Genomic DNA, 18,125 nt, shown 5'->3' with positions numbered 1-18,125 from the left:
GCATGCGTACGGTCCGGAGACCGAGGCGGGCCGCGCACCGGCCCGCGCAGTCAACGGCACGCAATGGGAGGCGCTGTGGCGAGTGTGGAAGTGTCGCTGAAGGAGATGATGGCCGGGATCGAGGGAGCCCTCGGAGCGGCCGTCGTCGACTACACCAGCGGAATGGCGCTGGGCACGCTCGGCGGAAGCAAGGAGCTGGACCTGACCGTCGCCGCGGCCGGCAACACGGATGTCATCCGGGCCAAGGTCCGCACCATGGAACAGCTCGGTCTCAAGGGCCTGATCGAGGACATCCTGATCACGCTGGACCGCCAGTACCACGTGATCCGCCTGGTGAAGGGCCGTTCGGGCAACGGGCTGTTCCTCTACCTCGTCCTCGACAAGTCCAACTCGAACCTGGCGATGGCACGCCATCAACTCAAGCGCGTGGAGGAGGCGATCGAGATCTAGCGCGCCCGGACATCCGGCGGACACGTCTGCCCATGATGTGAAGACTTCTTCAAGTCACCACATCAGCATGGTGCCAATGTGCGTTCCCGCCGGGTCCGAGGCGTGAAGGATCGGCTTCGAAGGCGGTCCGCGGTGCGGCGGTGTCCTGGGAACGTCGGTGTCCTGGGACGACGCCGCGCCGCGGCGGCCGCAGTCCCCACCCACCCGACCAGGAGCGAGCCCATGCAGGCCCCCCTCTACCAGGTCAAGGCAGAGTTCTTCCGCATGCTCGGCCACCCCGTGCGCATCCGGGTGCTGGAACTCCTCCAGCACGGGCCGGTGTCCGTGCGGGATCTGCTCGCCGACATCGACATCGAGCCGTCCAGCCTGTCGCAGCAGCTGGCCGTCCTGCGGCGCTCCGGCATCGTCGTGTCCATGCGGGAGGGCTCCACCGTCCGCTACGCGCTCGCCGGCGGAGACGTCGCCGAACTCCTGCGCGCCGCCCGCCGGATCCTCACCGAGCTCCTGGCCGGCCAGAACCAGCTCCTCACCGAGCTCCAGCAGGCCGACGCTCCGGCTCCCCCCGCACCGCACGAGGTGACGGCGGCACGCGTCCGCTGAATTCGCGGTCCTGAACCGTGCCTTCCGGGGTACTCGCGCGGTCACCGGCGCCCCATGGCGCCGTCGGGCCTGACGGACGAGAGAAGGAGAGTGCGCACCGATGACCCAGCCGCCGCACGACGAGCCCACCGCCCGGAGCACGGAGGAACTGCGCGAGCAGGTCGAGCACACCCGTCACGAACTGGGCGGCACCGCGGAGGCGCTCGCGGCCGGGGCCGGCGTCCCGGCCCGCGCCCAGGAGAAGGCCGCCGAGCTGAGGGAGCAGGCCGCCCTCAAGGCCGGGGAGGTCAGGGCCAAGGCCGCGGAAGCGGCGTCGCGGCTGCAGGAGAAGCTGCCCGACCCGGTGAAGGACACGGCCGCCCGGACCGCCTCGCAGGCCCGCGCCAGGGCGGCCCGGGCAGCCCAGGTGTGGCAGGACAAGGCGCCCGAGCCCGTCCGGGTCAGGGCGGCCCAGGGCGCGAGCGCCGCCCGCGACAACCGCGGCCTGCTGCTGGCCGCGGGCGCGGTGGTGGCCGCCTGGCTGATGTTCCGCAGGAAGGGATGAGCCCCGTGCTCACCACCTGACCCGCCCCAAGGACAGGGGGCCGGTACGTCGCCGTACCGGCCCCTCCCGTCCTGCAGTCACGAAAGCCCGCACAGATGTCGGACCAGCACGCGGCCACCACGCTGACGGCCGCCGCAGTCATCGCCGCGATCCTCATGGCCGGGGCGGCGGCCCGGCGCCACGACGGCCAGGGCCGCACCGCCCGCACGCCCCGGCCCCGCCGGAACGAGACCGCCGCACCGCAGTACGACCCCGCGCCCACTGCCGTACGCGAGGCCGAACAGCACGTCCACCAGCACTGGCAACGCCTGCGCTTGTACAGCGACCCACCTGACTGACGAGGTCAGCGCTTGCCGTTCTTCGGGTCCAGCAGGCCGGCCCGTCGCAGGGCGTCGGCCATCGCGCTGTTGGCCGGCGGGGGTGCCTGCCGGGAGCCGCCGCCCTGGCGGGACCCTCCGCCCTGCCGAGCGCCGCCGCCCTGGCGCTGCTGCTGGCGCTGCTGGGGCGGGCGTCCGCCGCGCTGGCGGCGGTCACCGCCGCCGCCCTGCTGCCCCTGCGCGGCGGCCTCGTCGTCCAGCCGCAGCGTGAGCGAGATCCGCTTGCGGGGGATGTCGACGTCGAGGACCTTCACCTTGACGATGTCGCCGGGCTTGACGACGTCCCGCGGGTCCTTGACGAAGGTCTTGGACATCGCGGAGACGTGCACCAGGCCGTCCTGGTGGACGCCGACGTCGACGAAGGCGCCGAAGGCCGCGACGTTCGTGACGACGCCCTCCAGGACCATCCCGGAGGACAGGTCGGAGATCTTCTCGACGCCCTCCTTGAAGGTGGCCGTCTTGAACGCCGGACGCGGGTCGCGGCCCGGCTTCTCCAGCTCCTTGAGGATGTCGGAGACGGTCGGCAGACCGAACGTCTCGTCCACGAAGTCGTCCGGCCTGAGCGAGCGCAGCACCGAGGTGTTGCCGATCAGGGCCGCGACCTCCTGGCCCGAGGACTTCACCATGCGGCGCACGACCGGGTACGACTCGGGGTGCACGCTGGAGGCGTCCAGTGGGTCGCCGCCGCGGATGCGCAGGAAGCCCGCGCACTGCTCGTACGCCTTCGGGCCGAGCCGCGCCACGCCCTTGAGCTCCGTACGGGAGGTGAAGGGGCCGTTGGCGTCGCGGTGCGCCACGATGTTCTCCGCGAGGCCGGAGGTGATGCCGGAGACGCGGGCCAGCAGCGGGGCCGAGGCCGTGTTGACGTCCACACCCACGCCGTTGACGCAGTCCTCGACCACCGCGTCCAGCGAGCGCGACAGCTTCACCTCGGACAGGTCGTGCTGGTACTGGCCGACGCCGATCGACTTGGGGTCGATCTTCACCAGCTCGGCCAGCGGGTCCTGCAGCCGGCGCGCGATGGAGACGGCGCCGCGCAGCGACACGTCCATCTCGGGCAGTTCCTGGGAGGCGAACGCGGACGCCGAGTACACCGACGCGCCGGCCTCCGACACCATCACCTTGGTGAGCTTCAACTCCGGGTGCTTGGTGATGAGTTCACCGGCGAGCTTGTCGGTCTCGCGCGACGCCGTGCCGTTGCCGATCGCGATCAGCTCGACCGCGTGCTCCTTGGCCAGACGGGCCAGCTTGGCGATCGCCTCGTCCCACTTGTTGGCCGGGACGTGCGGGTGGATGACGTCGGTGGCCACCACCTTGCCGGTCGCGTCGATGACGGCGACCTTGACGCCCGTACGGAAGCCGGGGTCCAGGCCCAGCGTCGCGCGGGTGCCGGCCGGGGCGGCGAGCAGCAGGTCGCGCAGGTTGGCCGCGAACACCTGCACGGCCTCGTCCTCCGCGGCCGTCCGCAGCCTGAGGCGCAGGTCGATGCCCAGGTGCACCAGGATGCGGGTGCGCCAGGCCCAGCGGACCGTGTCCAGCAGCCACTTGTCGGCGGCGCGCCCGCGCTCGGCGATCTCGAACTTGTGGGCGACGATGCCCTCGTACGAGGACGGTCCGTCGGTCGGCTCCTCCGGCTCCAGGACGAGGTCGAGGACGTCCTCCTTCTCGCCGCGCAGCATCGCGAGGACGCGGTGCGAGGGGAGCTCGGTGAACGGCTCGGCGAAGTCGAAGTAGTCGGCGAACTTGGCGCCCGCCTCCTCCTTGCCCTCCTTGACCTTGGCTGCCAGGCGCCCGCGCACCCACATGCGCTCGCGCAGCTCGCCGATGAGGTCGGCGTCCTCCGAGAAGCGCTCGGTGAGGATCGCGCGGGCCCCGTCCAGCGCGGCCTGCGCGTCGGCGACGCCCTTGTCGGCGTCGACGAACGCGGCGGCGGCCGCGAGGGGTTCGACGCTCGGATCGCCCAGCAGCCCCTCGGCCAGCGGCTCCAGACCGGCCTCGCGGGCGATCTGCGCCTTGGTGCGCCGCTTGGGCTTGTAGGGCAGGTAGATGTCCTCGAGCCGGGCCTTGGTCTCGGCCGCGCGGATCTGCGCCTCCAGCTCCTCGGTGAGCTTGCCCTGCTCGCGCACCGAGTCGAGGATCGCGGCCCGCCGCTCCTCCAGCTCCCGCAGATAGCGCAGCCGTTCCTCGAGCGTGCGCAGCTGCGCGTCGTCGAGCATCTCGGTGGCTTCCTTGCGGTAACGGGCGATGAAGGGCACCGTCGAACCGCCGTCGAGCAGTTCCACGGCAGCCCGTACCTGCCGCTCCCGTACGCCGAGTTCCTCGGCGATCCTGCCTTCGATGGTCCCGACTGTGCTGGACCCGGGTGTCGTCACGATCCCGTACCGCCTTCTCACTGAGGTTGCGCGGCAATTGTGGCAGGTGACGCCGACAGCCGGGGATCAGGGCGCCGCCCCGGCGGGCCGGGGCGGCGCAAATCAGGCGCCGCGGCCCCGCGCGGTGGAGGATGCGCCGCCGAACAGCCGGGCCAGGGCCCGGAAGGGCAGGGTCACGACGGTGGCGACGGCGCCGCCGATCTGTCGCAGCACGTCGGCTATGGCTCGGAACACGAGTTCTCCCCTTTCTCTCCCGGCCACGGTGGCCGGGAGAGGACCGGGTACCCGGTTTCGGTCAGCCCTTGCCGATCAGATCCGCCGGGAAGGCACCGGCGACCAGCGCGGCTCCGGCGAAGGCCTTGCCCAGCTCCGTCAGCCGCTCGACGCCCGCCGCGCCCAGGTGCTCGTAGGGGGCCCGGTCCAGCCGGTCCGTCTCCGCCTCGATCTCGGCGCGCAGCCTGACGCCCTGCTCGGTCAACTCGCCCGCCGCGTCGACCAGTCCGCGCTCGCGCAGCCGGCCGCAGGCCGCGTCCCACTCCTCCTGGCTCCACCCGCGCGTGCCGAACACCCACTTGGGCCTCATGCCCTTGCCGGTCGCGGTGTGGGTGACCACGGCCTCCAGGCCGTCCAGCTCGGCGGACATCAGGACGGCGACATGGCCGTCGCCCCGGTGCTCGCGCAGCAGTGTGGCGGCGTGGAAGAGCGCCATGTGCGGCTGCTCGGGGACGGGCAGGTCGGCGTGGGCGGAGTACAGCGGCCGGGCCGGGCGCGTACAGGCCTCGGTGGCGCGCAGCGCCAGCTGCGCGGCTTCGGCCATCTCCGCGGACGCCAGGGTGTCCTCGCCCAGCAGGCGGCGCAGGGTGGAGTCGGCGGCACGCGCGCGTGCGGCGAGCGCCTGGGCGGGCGTGGCGGCCTCCCACACCGCGGGCACGTGCCGCGCCACCAGCTCGTACTTGTAGTTGTAGAAGGCCGCCGCCACCGTGCCCGGACCGACCGGTCCCAGGGCGGCCGCGCGCACGGCGAAGTTGCGGGCCTTGGGGTGGCTGACGCCGAGCGCGTCGAGTTCCTCGCCCAGGTCGGGCGAGAAGTAGTGCGTCGCGTGCAGGGAGTTGAGCACGTTGTGGCAGCGGCGGCCGGCGCGTGCGTCGAGGGCGGCAGTAGTCATGACCGGCAGGTTACCGACTGGTCGGTACGCACTCCAGAGGCGGTCGCGCAATGGCAGGAAAGGTGGGGTCCTCGTCCTTGCGGCCATCGCGCGGGCCGCCAAGAATCGACGGCATGCGAACCGTCCTGGTCGTCCTCTTCGACGACGTGCAGAGCCTCGACGTGTCGGGCCCGGTCGAGGTGTTCAACGGCGCCGAGCTGCACTGCCCGGGGACGTACCGGATCCGCACCGTCTCCCGGGACGGCCGGGCCGTGCGCACCTCCAGCGGCCTGACCCTGGTCCCGGACCACTCCTTCGCCGACGCCCCGGCCGCGCACACCCTGCTGGTCCCGGGCGGGGCGGGCACCCGCCGCCCCGAACCGCAGCTGATCGCGTGGCTGCGCGAGCGGGCCCCGCGGGCCGAGCGCCTGGTCTCCGTGTGCACCGGGGCGCTGCTGCTGGCCGAGGCGGGCCTGCTGGAGGGCCGCCGGGTGACCAGCCACTGGTCGGTGTGCGAAAAGCTCGCCCGCGAGCACCCGTCCGTGGAGGTCGACCCGGATCCGATCTTCGTCCGCGACGGCGACCTGGCCACCTCGGCCGGTGTCACCTCCGGCATCGACCTCGCCCTCGCGCTCGTCGAGGAGGACGCCGGCCGCGATATCGCCCTGTCCATCGCCCGTCACCTGGTCGTCTTCCTGCGTCGGCCGGGCAACCAGGCCCAGTTCAGCGCCCAGCTGTCCGCGCAGACGGCGCGGCGGGAGCCGCTGCGCGAGGTCCAGCAGTGGATCACCGAGCACCCCGGCGAGGACCTGTCGGTCGACCGGCTCGCCGCCCGCGTCCGGCTCTCGCCGCGCCACTTCGCCCGCGCCTTCCAGGCCGAGACCGGCATGACCCCGGGCCGCTACGTCGACCGCGTCCGCCTCGAACACGCCCGCCGCCTGCTGGAGGACACCCCCGACGGCGTCGAGGAGATCTCCCGCGCCTGCGGCTACGGCACACCCGAGGCGATGCGCCGCGCCTTCGTGCGCACCCTCGGCGCGGCGCCCGCCGAGTACCGGCGCCGGTTCCGCCCGGCACCGGCCCACTGAGCACCCACACCACACAGGGGGAAGCCATGCAGTTCGCGATCCTGCTCTACGACCGCTTCACCGCCCTCGACGCGGTCGGCCCGTACGAGACGCTCGGCCGGCTGCCCGACTCCGAGACCGTATTCGTGGCCGAGCGGACCGGCCCCGTCCGCACCGACAGCGGGAGCCTCGCGCTCACCGCCGACCGGACCCTGGACGAGGTGCCCCGTCCCGATGTCGTCGTCGTGCCGGGCGGCCCGGGGCAGAGCGCGCAGATGGAGAACGCCGCGCTGCTGGACTGGATCCGCGGCGCCGACCGTACGAGCACCTGGACGACGTCCGTGTGCACCGGCTCCCTGCTGCTCGCCGCCGCCGGGCTGCTGGACGGCCGCCGCGCCACCTCGCACTGGCTGGCCCTGGAGGAGCTGAAGCGGTTCGGCGCCGAGCCCACCGGGGAGCGGGTGGTCGTCGACGGCAAGTACGTCACCGCCGCCGGGGTCTCCTCCGGCATCGACATGGGGCTCGCGCTGCTCGGCCGGATGTCGGGCGACGTCGTCGCCCAGGCCGTGCAGCTGGGCATCGAGTACGACCCGCAGCCGCCCTACGACGCCGGGTCCCCCGACAAGGCGCCCGCGGACGTCGTCGAGCTGCTCCGGTCGATGAGCCGGTTCATCCTGGGAAAGGAACCGACCACGTGAAGCGCGGCTGACGGCGCTCCAGGAAGGCGGCGACACCCTCCGCGGTGTCGCCGCTGCCGCGCGCCTGCGCGCTCCAGTGGGCGTCCCGGTCGGTGCGCCCGTCCGCGAACTCCTTCGCCGCGGCCTGGGTCAGCTGCGAGCGGGAGGCCAGGACGCGGGTGAACTCCGCGACCCGCTTGGCGAGTTCGCCCTCGGGCAGCACCTCGTCGACCAGGCCGGTGCGCAGCGCGCGCGCCGTGCCGATCAGCTCGCCGGAGAACAGCAGGTGCTTCGCCGCCGCCGGGCCCACCAGCGACACCAGCCGCCGGGTGGAGGACGCCGGATAGACGATGCCGAGCTTCGCGGGCGTCACCCCGAACAGCGCGCCCTCCTCGGCGAAGCGCAGATCGCAGGCGGCCGCGAGCTGCGAGCCGCCGCCGACGCAGTGCCCGCGCACCGCGGCCAGGGTCGGCTTGGGAAAGGCGGCCAGGGCCTCCTCGGCGCGCACCGCGAGCGTCTGCGCCTCCTCGGGCGAGCCCCGCAGCGTGGAGATGTCGGCGCCCGCGCAGAACGTGCCGCCCTCGCCGGTCAGCACCAGCGTCCGTACGCCCGGATCGGCGGCGAGGGTGTCGAGCAGCGGCGGCAGCGCGGCCCACATCGCGGCCGTCATGGCGTTGCGCTTGGCCGGGTGGTGGATGACGACGGTGGCGACCGAGTCGGCGACGTCGTGCAGCAGCTGGGGCTCCATGGGCCGGATGCTAGCCGCCGCTCCGGACGCGTGATCACGAAGGGCGGACGAATGGGGGCGAGTCCGCCGCCAAACCCGTACAACCCGAAAAGTTCGCGAAGTCGGCTACGGGGTGACAGGAGTAGTCCCACAACTGACCGTGTCATACGCCAACGGTCATAAACGCTCGATTGGCGCTGACTTCTGTTCAGTCATCCGGAACCGAGCGGGTCGTTACCAACACTCGACGTGTGGTGACAATCGAGCGCAAGGGTGGCGACCTGACGATGGACGACCACGGGCGGGGGACCGGCCCACGCCCACAAGGCGGGGCCGAGGGGCCCGGCGACCCGGAGCCGGCGGGCCCGTTGCCGTACGAGGGCGTCTGGCGGTTCACCGCACCCGCCGTCGACGCCTCGGTCCCGCAGGCGCGGCACGCCGTACGCGACCTGCTGTACCGCCAAGGGGTGCCCATCTCCGACGACCTCGTCCACGGCCTGCTGCTCATCGTCTCCGAGCTGGCCACGAACGCCGTCAAACACGCGGCGCTGCTGTCCCCGATGCTCGCCGTGGAGGTCGCCGTCGGCGCCGAGTGGGTGCGGGTGTCGGTCGAGGACAACCACCCCTACCGCCCGACCGCCCTGGAGGCCGACCACGCCCGCACCGGCGGCCGGGGGCTGCTGCTGGTGAGCGAGGTCGCCCGGGAGGCGGGCGGCGTCTGCGACGTCGAGCACACCGCGAGCGGCGGCAAGGTGATCTGGGCCGCCCTGCCGCTCAAACCCGTGCGGGTGCTGTGAGGCTCACCAGCCGGCCGACGGGCCGGTCAGCTCCCTGATCGCCGGACGCGCGGCGTCCAGCACCGTCATGAACCAGGCCGAGAAGGTGTCCTTGGCATGCCGCTCCGCCAGCTGGGCGGGGCTCACGAACGCGGTCCCGCCAACCTCCTCCGGGTCGGGCCGCGGCGCGGCCTGCACCATCCCGACGAACAGGTGGTTGTACTCCTGCTCGACCAGGCCCGAGGCCGGGTCCGGGTGGTTGTAGCGCACCGTGCCCGCCTCGGCGAGCAGCGAGGGGGAGACCCCCAGCTCCTCGTACGTGCGCCGGGCCGCGGCCGCGAAGGGGGCCTCGCCGGGGTAGGGGTGGCCGCAGCAGGTGTTGGACCACACACCGGGGGAGTGGTACTTGCCCAGCGCCCGCTGCTGCAGCAGCAGCCGGCCGTGCTCGTCGAAGAGGAAGACGGAGAAGGCGCGGTGCAGCCGGCCCGGTGGCTGGTGGGCGGAGAGCTTCTCCGCGGTGCCGATCGTGACGCCGTTCTCGTCGACCAGCTCCAGCAGAATCGCGTCAGCGGTGCCGTTCGACGGACTGTGCGTCGCGGTGGCAGGTGTGATCGGCATACCCATCCTTCGCATCGGTCTTCGCGCCCCAAGTGTGCCGCACGAATCCGGCACTCCCGGCACTTCACGGTCGCGCCCGCATGTCCCGCGCACGGCGCGGGTGACGGCCGTCACCGGTAGGAGACCGGAAGAGGGGCCCGGTAGTTGATCGTGCCCGGTGCGATCGGCGGGGAACCGTCCGGGCGGGGCTGTGAGGCTCAGGACGCGCCCCCGCGCCGGACGGCTGCATTCCGCCCCGGGGGCGCACCACCCGGCTCACCGGCGGTCTCCCGCCCCGTGCGCCGCGCACCCGCCCGGTTCCCGGAAGCGGGATGCCTCACATGCCGTGGTGCGGCCGCCCGTCACATGCCGTGGTGCAGCCGCCAGCCCTGCCACGCGGACTCGATCATCTCGCGGACCCCGCGCCGTGCGGTCCAGCCCAGCTCCTCGGCGGCCCGGGCGGCCGAGGCGACCGCGCGCGGCGCGTCGCCGGGGCGGCGGGCCTCGACGAGAGGCGCACGGCGATCGCCGGTGACCTCGCCGATGACGGTGACCATCTCGCGCACGGAGACGCCCTCGCCGCGGCCGATGTTGACCGTCAGGTCGCCGCTCGCGCCGCCGTCCAGCCTGCGCGCCGCCGCCAGGTGCGCCTCGGCCAGGTCGGCGACGTGGATGTAGTCGCGCACGGCGGTGCCGTCCGGCGTCGGGTAGTCGTCGCCGAAGATCCGCGGGGCGTCGTCACGGGTGAGCCGGTCGAAGACCATGGGCACGATGTTGAAGACACCGGTGTCGGCCAGCTCGGGCGCGGCCGCGCCCGCCACGTTGAAGTAGCGCAGACACACCGTCGCGATGCCGTGCGCCTGCCCCGCCGCCCGCACCAGCCACTCGCCGGTGAGCTTCGTCTCGCCGTAGGGGTTCACCGGCGCGCACGGGGTGTCCTCGGTGATCAGGTCCACGTCCGGGTTGCCGTAGACGGCCGCCGAGGAGGAGAACACGAAGCGCGTGACGCCGGCCTCCGCGACCGCCTCCAGGAGCGTCGCGAGACCGCCGACGTTCTCCCGGTAGTAGCGGGTGGGCTGCGCCACGGACTCGGCGACCTGCTTGCGCGCGGCGAGGTGGACGACGCCGGTCACCTCGTGCTCGGCGAAGACCCGCTTCAGCAGGGCGCCCTCGAGCGAGGAACCCTCGAGGAGCGGCACGTCTGCGGGCAGCCGTGCGGGGTTGCCGGCCGAGAGGTCGTCGAGCGCGACGACGCGCTCCCCGGCGCCGCTCATGGCCCGCGCCACATGGGCCCCGATGTATCCCGCTCCGCCTGTGATCAGCCATGTCATGGTCGTCCACCCTATGCCGACGTCCGACGGCCATCCCCAATGTCCCGGATGCCCCTGTTCCGGCCGGCGCGGTTTGTCGGCGGGACCCCGGATCACCGATGATGATCGCGGCAAAGGCCGGTGGAGGCGGCGTTGATCGGCCCGTTAACGGGCGGTGAACGGTGCTCTCCGGGCATCCGATAGCCTCTGCCGACATGCCGCCCGCCTGGTGCAGCCAAGGGGCGTCCCCACTGTGCACATGACCGGCGCCCACGCGCCGGCACCCAGGGAGTGAGTTCGGTTGTCGACCGCCATCCTCACCGGTCAGCCGGTCCCCGGATCGTCGATCGAGGACGACCTGCGGTCCCTCGGATTCGACGTCCGGGTCGCCGGCGACGTCACCGACGCCGAGACGCTCCTGGCCCAGGTCCCCGGTGACCAGCGGGTCGCCGTGGTGGACACCCGCTTCGTCGGCCACCTGCACGCCCTGCGCCTGGGCCTGACCGACCCCCGCTTCCCGCTCGCCGCAGTCTCCGGCGCCGTCACCGCGCAGGCGGCAGGCCGCCAGGCACTGACCCGGGCCATGGCCCGCGAGAACTCCGCGGGAGGCGGCGCGGCCGTCGCCGTGGACAACCTCGCCGACCGGATAGTCACCGCCCTCGACGCCGACGGCGCCGACGTCCACCGCCCCGAGCTGGGCAGCCTGGTCGCCGAGGTACCGGCCGACCCGCAGGCCCGCAACGAGGCCCGGCAGGCCGTCGCCGCCGTCGACGACGAGGCCGTACGCCTGAAGTCCGCCGTGAAGGCCCGCGACGGCTTCTTCACCACGTTCTTCATCAGCCCGTACTCGCGCTACATCGCCCGCTGGTGCGCCCGCCGCGGCCTGACCCCGAACCAGGTCACCACCGCCTCGCTGCTCACCGCGCTGATCGCGGCGGGCTGCGCGGCCACCGGCACCCGTCCCGGCTACGTCGCCGCGGGCATCCTGCTGATCTGCTCCTTCGTGCTGGACTGCACCGACGGCCAGCTCGCCCGCTACTCCCTGCAGTACTCCACGCTCGGCGCCTGGCTGGACGCCACCTTCGACCGGGCCAAGGAGTACGCCTACTACGCCGGTCTCGCGCTCGGCGCCGCCCGCGGCGGCGACGACGTATGGGCCCTCGCGCTCGGCGCGATGGTCCTTCAGACCTGCCGGCACGTCGTGGACTTCTCCTTCAACGAGGCCAACCACGACGCCACCGCCAACACCAGCCCCACGGCGGCCCTTTCGGGCCGGCTGGACAGCGTCGGCTGGACGGTCTGGGTGCGGCGCATGATCGTGCTGCCGATCGGCGAGCGCTGGGCGATGATCGCCGTCCTCACCGCCGTCACCACCCCGCGCATCACCTTCTACGTCCTGCTCGTGGGCTGCGCCTTCGCCGCGACGTACACCACCGCGGGCCGCGTGCTCAGGTCGCTGACCCGCAAGGCCACGCGCACCGACCGGGCCGCGCAGGCGCTGGCGGACCTCGCCGACAGCGGGCCGCTCGCCCAGGCGGTGGCGCGCGTCGCCCCCCGGGTCCCGGCACCGGTGAGCGCCGCGGCCGGCGGGCTCCTCGTGGTGATCTCCGCCGCGGTCTGGGGCGCCGGCTGGCCGACCGTGCTCGGTGCCGTGGCCTACGTGCTGCTCTCCGGCGCCGCCGTCTCCCGGCCGCTGAAGGGCGCCCTGGACTGGCTCGTCCCGCCGTTCTTCCGGGCCGCCGAGTACGGCACCGTCCTGCTGCTGGCGGCCAAATCAGGGGTGAACGGCGTGCTGCCCGCGGCTTTCGGCCTGGTGGCGGCCGTCGCCTACCATCACTACGACACGGTCTACCGCATCCGCGGCAACGCCGGAGCGTCCCCGGCCTGGCTGGTGCGCGCCATCGGGGGGCACGAGGGCCGGACGCTGCTGGTCACCGTCCTCGCCGCGCTGCTCACCGCTTCGCAGTTCAAGGTCGCGCTCACGGTCCTCGCCGTGGCCGTCGCCCTGGTGGTGCTCGTCGAGAGCATCCGCTTCTGGGTGTCCGCTGGGGCGCCCGCCGTACACGACGAAGGAGAACCCGCATGATCGGCCTCGTGCTGGCGGCCGGCGCCGGACGGCGTCTTCGCCCCTACACCGACACCCTGCCCAAGGCGCTGGTGCCGGTGGGGCCCGCGGGCATAGAGGACTCGATCACGGTGCTCGACCTGACCCTCGGCAACTTCGCCGAGATCGGCCTGAGCGAGGTCGCGGTCATCGTCGGCTACCGCAAGGAGGCCGTGTACGAGCGCAAGGCCGCCCTGGAGCAGAAGTACGGCCTGAAGATCACGCTCATCGACAACGACAAGGCCGAGGAGTGGAACAACGCCTACTCCCTGTGGTGCGGCCGTGACGCCCTCAAGGACGGCGTGATCCTCGCCAACGGCGACACCGTCCACCCGGTCTCCGTCGAGGAGACGCTGCTCGCCGCGCGCGGCGACGGCAAGAAGATCATCCTCGCGCTGGACACCGTGAAGGACCTCGCGGACGAGGAGATGAAGGTCGTCGTCGACGCCGACAAGGGCATGACGAAGATCACCAAGCTGATGGACCCCGCCGAGGCCACCGGTGAGTACATCGGCGTCACGCTCATCGAGGGCGACGCGGCCCCCGAGCTGGCCGACGCGCTGAAGGCGGTCTGGGAGACCGACCCGCAGCAGTTCTACGAGCACGGGTACCAGGAGCTGGTGAACCGCGGCTTCCGGATCGACGTGGCGCCGATCGGCGACGTCAAGTGGGTCGAGATCGACAACCACGACGATCTCGCCCGCGGACGGGAGATCGCGTGCCTGTACTGACGAGGCTCATTCCCTCACCGGTCGTCGTGGACATCCGAGCGGGTGCCCTCGACGACCTGGCGTGCGTGCTCGCCGACGAGCGGATCTCACACTCCGGCAGACTCGCCGTCGCGGTCAGCGGCGGCTCGGGGGCGCGGCTGCGCGAGCGGCTGGAGCCCTCGCTGCCGGGCGCCACCTGGTACGAGGTGGGCGGCGGCACCCTGGACGACGCGATCCGCTTGGCCGGCGACATGAAGGCCGGCCACTACGACGCGGTCGTCGGCCTCGGCGGCGGTAAGATCATCGACTGCGCCAAGTTCGCCGCGGCCCGCATCGGCCTGCCCCTGGTCGCCGTACCGACGAACCTCGCGCACGACGGCCTGTGCTCGCCCGTCGCCACGCTCGACAACGACGCGGGGCGCGGCTCGTACGGGGTGCCCAACCCGATAGCGGCCGTCATCGACCTGGACGTCATCCGCGAGGCACCGGTGCGCTTCGTGCGCGCGGGTATCGGCGACGCGATCTCCAACATCAACGCGATCGCCGACTGGGAGCTCGCCAACCGCGTCAAGGGCGAGAAGATCGACGGCCTTGCGGCGGCCATGGCCCGCCAGGCCGGCGAGGCGGTGCTCAGGCACCCGGGCGGCGTCGGCGACAACGGCTTCCTTCAGGTCCTCGCCGAGGCCCTGGTCCTCACCGGGGTCGCCATGTCGATCTCCGGCGACTCGCGGCCCGCCTCGGGCTCCTGTCACGAGATCAACCACGCCTTCGACCTGCTCTACCCCAAGCGTGCCGCCAGCCACGGCGAGCAGTGCGGCCTCGGCGCGGCCTTCGCGATGCACCTGCGCGGTGCGCACGAGGAGTCGGCGTACATGGCCGAGGTGCTGCGCCGGCACGGGCTTCCGGTGCTGCCGGAGGAGATCGGCTTCACGGTGGACGAGTTCGTCCGCGCCGTGGAGTTCGCGCCGGAGACCCGGCCCGGCCGCTACACCATCCTCGAACACCTCGACCTGACAACCGACCAGATCAAGGACACATACGCCGACTATGTCAAGGCCATCGGTAGCTGAACTCCGTCCGGTCGTCCACCCCGCAGGGGTCAAGGACCGGCGCAGCGGTGAGCACTGGATGGGGCGCCTCTACATGCGAGAGGTGTCCCTGCGGGTCGACCGCTACCTGGTGAACACCAGGGTCACGCCCAACCAGCTCACGTACCTGATGACCGTCTTCGGCGTGCTCGCCGCCCCGGCACTGCTGGTGCCGGGGATCTGGGGCGCGGTGCTCGGCGTGGTCTGCGTCCAGATGTATCTGCTGCTGGACTGCGTCGACGGCGAGATCGCGCGCTGGAAGAAGCAGTACTCGATGAACGGCGTCTACCTGGACCGGGTCGGCGCCTACCTCACCGACGCCGCCGTGCTGGTCGGCTTCGGGCTGCGCGCCGCCGACCTGTTCGGCAGCGGCCGTATCGACTGGCTGTGGGCGTTCCTCGGCACGCTGGCCGCGCTCGGCGCGATCCTGATCAAGGCCGAGACCGATCTGGTCGGCGTCGCCCGCCACCAGGCCGGGATGCCCCCGGTCAAGGAGGCGGCCGCCGAGATGCGCTCCTCCGGAATGGCGCTGGCCCGCCGGGCCGCCGCCGCGTTCAAGTTCCACCGGCTGATCCTCGGCATCGAGGCGTCCCTGGTGATCCTGGTCCTGGCCTTCGCCGACCAGGCGCGCGGGGACCTGTTCTTCTCCCGGCTCGGTGTCGCGGTGATGGCCGGCATCGCGCTGCTGCAGACCCTGCTGCACCTGGTGTCCATCCTGGCCTCGAGCAGGCTGAAGTGAGCGCCATGAAGGTCGGCGCCGTCATCATCACGATGGGCAACCGGCCCGAGGAGCTGCGCGCCCTGCTGGAGTCGGTCGCCAAGCAGGACGGTGAGGCGGTCGAGGTCGTCGTGGTCGGCAACGGCTCGCCCGTGCCGGACGTCCCCGGCGGCGTACGCACCATCGAGCTGCCCGAGAACCTCGGTATTCCCGGTGGCCGCAACGTCGGCATCGAGGCCTTCGGCCCCAGCGGCCGCGACGTCGACATCCTGCTCTTCCTCGACGACGACGGCCTGCTCGCCGGCCACGACACCGCCGAGCTGTGCCGGCAGGCCTTCACCGCCGACCCGAAGCTCGGCATCATCAGCTTCCGCATCGCCGACCCCGACACCGGTGTCACCCAGCGCCGGCACGTGCCGCGGCTGCGCGCCGCCGACCCGATGCGCTCCTCCCGGGTCACCACCTTCCTCGGCGGCGCCAACGCCGTCCGTACCCAGGTCTTCGCCGAGGTCGGCGGCCTGCCGGACGACTTCTTCTACGCGCACGAGGAGACCGACCTGGCGTGGCGGGCCCTCGACGCGGGCTGGATGATCGACTACCGGTCCGACATGGTGCTGTACCACCCCACGACCGCGCCCTCGCGGCACGCGGTCTACCACCGCATGGTCGCCCGCAACCGGGTCTGGCTGGCCCGCCGCAACCTCCCGGCGCCCCTGGTCCCGGTGTACCTCGGCGTGTGGCTGCTGCTCACCCTCGTCCGCCGCCCCTCCCGGTCCGCCCTGCGGGCCTGGTTCGGCGGGTTCCGGGAGGGCTGGACCACCCCGTGCGGGCCGCGCAGGCCCATGAAATGGCGTACGGTGTGGCGGCTGACCCGACTGGGCCGGCCTCCTGTGATCTGACAAGCTCTTTCCTGAGAGCGACGCGGGCCCGGCCCGGGTCCCGTGCTCCTGCCCGTGTCCGCAGTGGCCGCGCATCCCGAAGACGAAAGTTTCCACCAGTGAGTGAGTCAACGCACGAAGGCACGGTCGCCCTGAGCGCGGCCGTACCGACCGACGAGGGCCTCGCGGCGGGCCAGCTCGCCGCCAAGTACGGCCTGACCGTGAGCGGCGCCCGGCCCTCCCTCGTCGAGTACGTCCGCCAGCTCTGGGACCGGCGTCACTTCATCCTCGCCTTCTCGCGGGCGAAGCTGACCGCCCAGTACAGCCAGGCCAAGCTCGGCCAGATCTGGCAGGTGGCGACGCCGCTGCTGAACGCGGCCGTGTACTTCTTCATCTTCGGCGTCATCCTGAACGCCAGCCGGGGCATGTCGAAGGACGTCTACATCCCGTTCCTGGTGACGGGCGTCTTCGTGTTCACCTTCACGCAGAGCTCCGTGATGGCGGGTGTGCGCGCGATCTCCGGCAACCTCGGCCTGGTCCGCGCGCTGCACTTCCCGCGCGCCTCCCTGCCGATCTCCTTCGCGCTCCAGCAGCTCCAGCAGCTGCTGTTCTCGATGGTCGTCCTGTTCGCCGTGGCCATCGGCTTCGGCAGCATGCCGGACCTGTCCTGGCTGCTGATCGTCCCGGTGCTCGCGCTGCAGTTCCTCTTCAACGGCGGACTGGCGCTGATCATGGCCCGGGCGGGCGCCAAGACCCCGGACCTGGCGCAGCTGATGCCGTTCATCATGCGGACGTGGATGTACGCGTCGGGCGTGATGTTCTCCATCCCGATCATGCTGGCCGACAAGCCGCAGTGGACGGCGACCGTCCTGCAGTGGAACCCGGCCTCCATCTACATGGACCTGATGCGCTTCTCGCTCATCGACGGCTACGGCGCCGAGAACCTCCCCGACCACGTCTGGGCGGCCGCGGCCGGCTGGGCCCTGCTGGCCGCCCTGGGCGGGTTCCTGTACTTCTGGAAGGCGGAGGAGAGGTACGGCCGTGGCTGAGCAGCCCGAGGACCGGACCGGCGAGCGGATTCCCACCGTCATCGCCGACGAACTGCACATCGTCTACCGCGTGCACGGCGCGAAGAGCGGCAAGGGCAGCGCCACCGCCGCCCTCAGCCGCATCCTCAAGCGCGGCGAGGAGCGCGGGGTGCGCAAGGTGCACGCCGTCAAGGGCGTCTCCTTCGTCGCCTACCGCGGCGAGGCCATCGGCCTCATCGGCTCCAACGGCTCCGGCAAGTCGACGCTGCTGCGCGCCATCGCCGGCCTGCTCCCGGCGGAGAAGGGCCGCGTCTACACCAACGGCCAGCCGTCGCTGCTGGGCGTGAACGCGGCGCTGATGAACGACCTGACCGGCGAGCGCAACGTCATATTGGGCGGGCTCGCCATGGGAATGTCCCGCGAGCAGATCAGGGAGCGCTACCAGGGCATCGTCGACTTCTCGGGCATCAACGAGAAGGGCGACTTCATCACCCTGCCGATGCGCACCTACTCCTCCGGCATGGCGGCCCGTCTGCGTTTCTCCATCGCCGCGGCGAAGGACCACGACGTCCTGATGATCGACGAGGCGCTGGCCACCGGCGACCGCAAGTTCCAGAAGCGTTCCGAGGAGCGCATCCGCGAGCTGCGCAAGGAGGCCGGCACGGTCTTCCTGGTCAGCCACAACAACAAGTCGATCCGCGACACCTGCGACCGCGTCCTGTGGCTGGAACGCGGCGAGCTCCGGATGGACGGGCCTACGGACGAGGTCCTCAAGGAGTACGAGAAGTTCACGGGCAAGTAGTCCACCCACGTATGGGCCGACCGGCCCAGCAGGCTTCGCGGGGGCCCCCCAGAACCCCCCCCGGGGGGGCCCCCCTCCTCCCAAGAAAAAGCCAACCCGGTTCCTCCCAAGGAACTTTGCGCCAAGCGGTGTTTTTTTTTTGTTTTTTCAGCACCC

The 18,125-nt window shown here is 72.0% G+C and carries 20 protein-coding genes; 14 read left to right on the top strand and 6 right to left on the bottom strand.

The window, feature by feature from the left end; translation table 11 throughout:
• The first annotated feature begins 75 nt into the window (after positions 1-75).
• From ACFU97_RS13960 to ACFU97_RS13945, 4 genes are all read left to right on the top strand, one after another.
• Positions 76-450: a hypothetical protein gene (locus ACFU97_RS13960; protein WP_384255239.1), complete on the top strand. Its 375-nt coding sequence runs from the start codon at positions 76-78 to the stop codon at positions 448-450.
• Between the two features lie 222 nt (positions 451-672).
• Entirely contained in the window at positions 673-1,050 is a 378-nt protein-coding gene (locus ACFU97_RS13955) for an ArsR/SmtB family transcription factor (RefSeq protein WP_384255236.1), read from the top strand.
• Positions 1,051-1,150: 100 nt separating this feature from the next.
• Positions 1,151-1,594 carry a DUF3618 domain-containing protein gene (locus tag ACFU97_RS13950; RefSeq protein ID WP_384255234.1) on the top strand — a complete coding sequence of 148 codons (444 nt, stop codon included), beginning with the start codon at positions 1,151-1,153 and terminating at the stop codon, positions 1,592-1,594.
• A gap of 95 nt (positions 1,595-1,689) precedes the next feature.
• Positions 1,690-1,932: a hypothetical protein gene (locus tag ACFU97_RS13945; RefSeq protein ID WP_384255232.1), complete on the top strand. Its 243-nt coding sequence runs from the start codon at positions 1,690-1,692 to the stop codon at positions 1,930-1,932.
• Positions 1,933-1,937: 5 nt separating this feature from the next.
• On the opposite strand, the gene ACFU97_RS13940 is transcribed toward ACFU97_RS13945, so the two are convergent.
• The 3 genes from ACFU97_RS13940 to ACFU97_RS13930 form a co-directional block, all read right to left on the bottom strand.
• A complete protein-coding gene (locus ACFU97_RS13940; protein WP_384255229.1) occupies positions 1,938-4,343 on the bottom strand; it encodes a Tex family protein in 2,406 nt (801 codons plus the stop codon).
• A gap of 102 nt (positions 4,344-4,445) precedes the next feature.
• The gene (locus ACFU97_RS13935; protein WP_384255226.1) at positions 4,446-4,577 is read right to left on the bottom strand and encodes an LPFR motif small protein; all 132 of its coding nucleotides are present in this window, start codon (positions 4,575-4,577) and stop codon (positions 4,446-4,448) included.
• 61 nt (positions 4,578-4,638) lie between these two features.
• Complete coding sequence (locus ACFU97_RS13930) at positions 4,639-5,508, bottom strand: hypothetical protein (protein ID WP_384255224.1); 870 nt, start codon at positions 5,506-5,508, stop codon at positions 4,639-4,641.
• A gap of 113 nt (positions 5,509-5,621) precedes the next feature.
• On the opposite strand from ACFU97_RS13930, the gene ACFU97_RS13925 reads away from it, so the two are divergent.
• Both ACFU97_RS13925 and ACFU97_RS13920 read left to right on the top strand, forming a co-directional pair.
• The gene (locus ACFU97_RS13925) at positions 5,622-6,575 is read left to right on the top strand and encodes a GlxA family transcriptional regulator (RefSeq protein WP_384255221.1); all 954 of its coding nucleotides are present in this window, start codon (positions 5,622-5,624) and stop codon (positions 6,573-6,575) included.
• Between the two features lie 26 nt (positions 6,576-6,601).
• Positions 6,602-7,252, top strand: a complete 651-nt coding sequence (locus ACFU97_RS13920) for a DJ-1/PfpI family protein (RefSeq protein ID WP_384255219.1) — start codon at positions 6,602-6,604, stop codon at positions 7,250-7,252.
• On the opposite strand, the gene ACFU97_RS13915 is transcribed toward ACFU97_RS13920, so the two are convergent.
• Complete coding sequence (locus ACFU97_RS13915) at positions 7,224-7,979, bottom strand: enoyl-CoA hydratase/isomerase family protein (protein WP_384255217.1); 756 nt, start codon at positions 7,977-7,979, stop codon at positions 7,224-7,226. The genes ACFU97_RS13920 and ACFU97_RS13915 overlap by 29 nt on opposite strands.
• Positions 7,980-8,245: 266 nt before the next feature.
• Between ACFU97_RS13915 and ACFU97_RS13910 the strand changes: the two genes are divergently transcribed.
• On the top strand, positions 8,246-8,755 hold the full coding sequence (locus ACFU97_RS13910; RefSeq protein ID WP_384255358.1) for an ATP-binding protein: 510 nt from the start codon (positions 8,246-8,248) through the stop codon (positions 8,753-8,755).
• Positions 8,756-8,758: 3 nt separating this feature from the next.
• Here the strand turns inward: ACFU97_RS13910 and idi are convergent, their stop codons facing one another.
• Both idi and galE read right to left on the bottom strand, forming a co-directional pair.
• Positions 8,759-9,352: an isopentenyl-diphosphate Delta-isomerase gene (gene idi / locus ACFU97_RS13905; RefSeq protein WP_384255214.1), complete on the bottom strand. Its 594-nt coding sequence runs from the start codon at positions 9,350-9,352 to the stop codon at positions 8,759-8,761.
• 341 nt (positions 9,353-9,693) lie between these two features.
• Positions 9,694-10,662 (bottom strand): UDP-glucose 4-epimerase GalE, encoded by a 969-nt coding sequence (galE, locus tag ACFU97_RS13900; RefSeq protein WP_384255212.1) that lies wholly within the window; start codon positions 10,660-10,662, stop codon positions 9,694-9,696.
• Between the two features lie 280 nt (positions 10,663-10,942).
• Between galE and ACFU97_RS13895 the strand changes: the two genes are divergently transcribed.
• The 7 genes from ACFU97_RS13895 (at position 10,943) to ACFU97_RS13865 (ending at position 17,969) form a co-directional block, all read left to right on the top strand.
• Positions 10,943-12,727 (top strand): DUF5941 domain-containing protein, encoded by a 1,785-nt coding sequence (locus ACFU97_RS13895; RefSeq protein ID WP_384255210.1) that lies wholly within the window; start codon positions 10,943-10,945, stop codon positions 12,725-12,727.
• Positions 12,724-13,476 carry a sugar phosphate nucleotidyltransferase gene (locus ACFU97_RS13890; protein ID WP_384255207.1) on the top strand — a complete coding sequence of 251 codons (753 nt, stop codon included), beginning with the start codon at positions 12,724-12,726 and terminating at the stop codon, positions 13,474-13,476. Before ACFU97_RS13895 ends, ACFU97_RS13890 begins: the two co-directional genes overlap by 4 nt.
• Positions 13,464-14,525 carry an iron-containing alcohol dehydrogenase family protein gene (locus ACFU97_RS13885; RefSeq protein WP_384255205.1) on the top strand — a complete coding sequence of 354 codons (1,062 nt, stop codon included), beginning with the start codon at positions 13,464-13,466 and terminating at the stop codon, positions 14,523-14,525. Before ACFU97_RS13890 ends, ACFU97_RS13885 begins: the two co-directional genes overlap by 13 nt.
• Positions 14,503-15,282 carry a CDP-alcohol phosphatidyltransferase family protein gene (locus ACFU97_RS13880; RefSeq protein WP_384255203.1) on the top strand — a complete coding sequence of 260 codons (780 nt, stop codon included), beginning with the start codon at positions 14,503-14,505 and terminating at the stop codon, positions 15,280-15,282. Before ACFU97_RS13885 ends, ACFU97_RS13880 begins: the two co-directional genes overlap by 23 nt.
• 5 nt (positions 15,283-15,287) lie before the next feature.
• On the top strand, positions 15,288-16,160 hold the full coding sequence (locus tag ACFU97_RS13875; protein ID WP_384255356.1) for a glycosyltransferase family 2 protein: 873 nt from the start codon (positions 15,288-15,290) through the stop codon (positions 16,158-16,160).
• 98 nt (positions 16,161-16,258) lie between these two features.
• Positions 16,259-17,188, top strand: coding sequence for an ABC transporter permease (locus ACFU97_RS13870; protein ID WP_384255201.1), 930 nt, complete (start codon positions 16,259-16,261; stop codon positions 17,186-17,188).
• Positions 17,181-17,969, top strand: coding sequence for an ABC transporter ATP-binding protein (locus ACFU97_RS13865; protein ID WP_384255199.1), 789 nt, complete (start codon positions 17,181-17,183; stop codon positions 17,967-17,969). Before ACFU97_RS13870 ends, ACFU97_RS13865 begins: the two co-directional genes overlap by 8 nt.
• Positions 17,970-18,125 lie beyond the last annotated feature (156 nt).

It is taken from the genome of Streptomyces sp. NPDC057616, from assembly GCF_042800575.1.
GTDB lineage: Bacteria > Actinomycetota > Actinomycetes > Streptomycetales > Streptomycetaceae > Streptomyces.
Note: the sequence above shows the minus strand (reverse complement) of the source record. Positions and strands in the feature narration are given on the sequence as shown.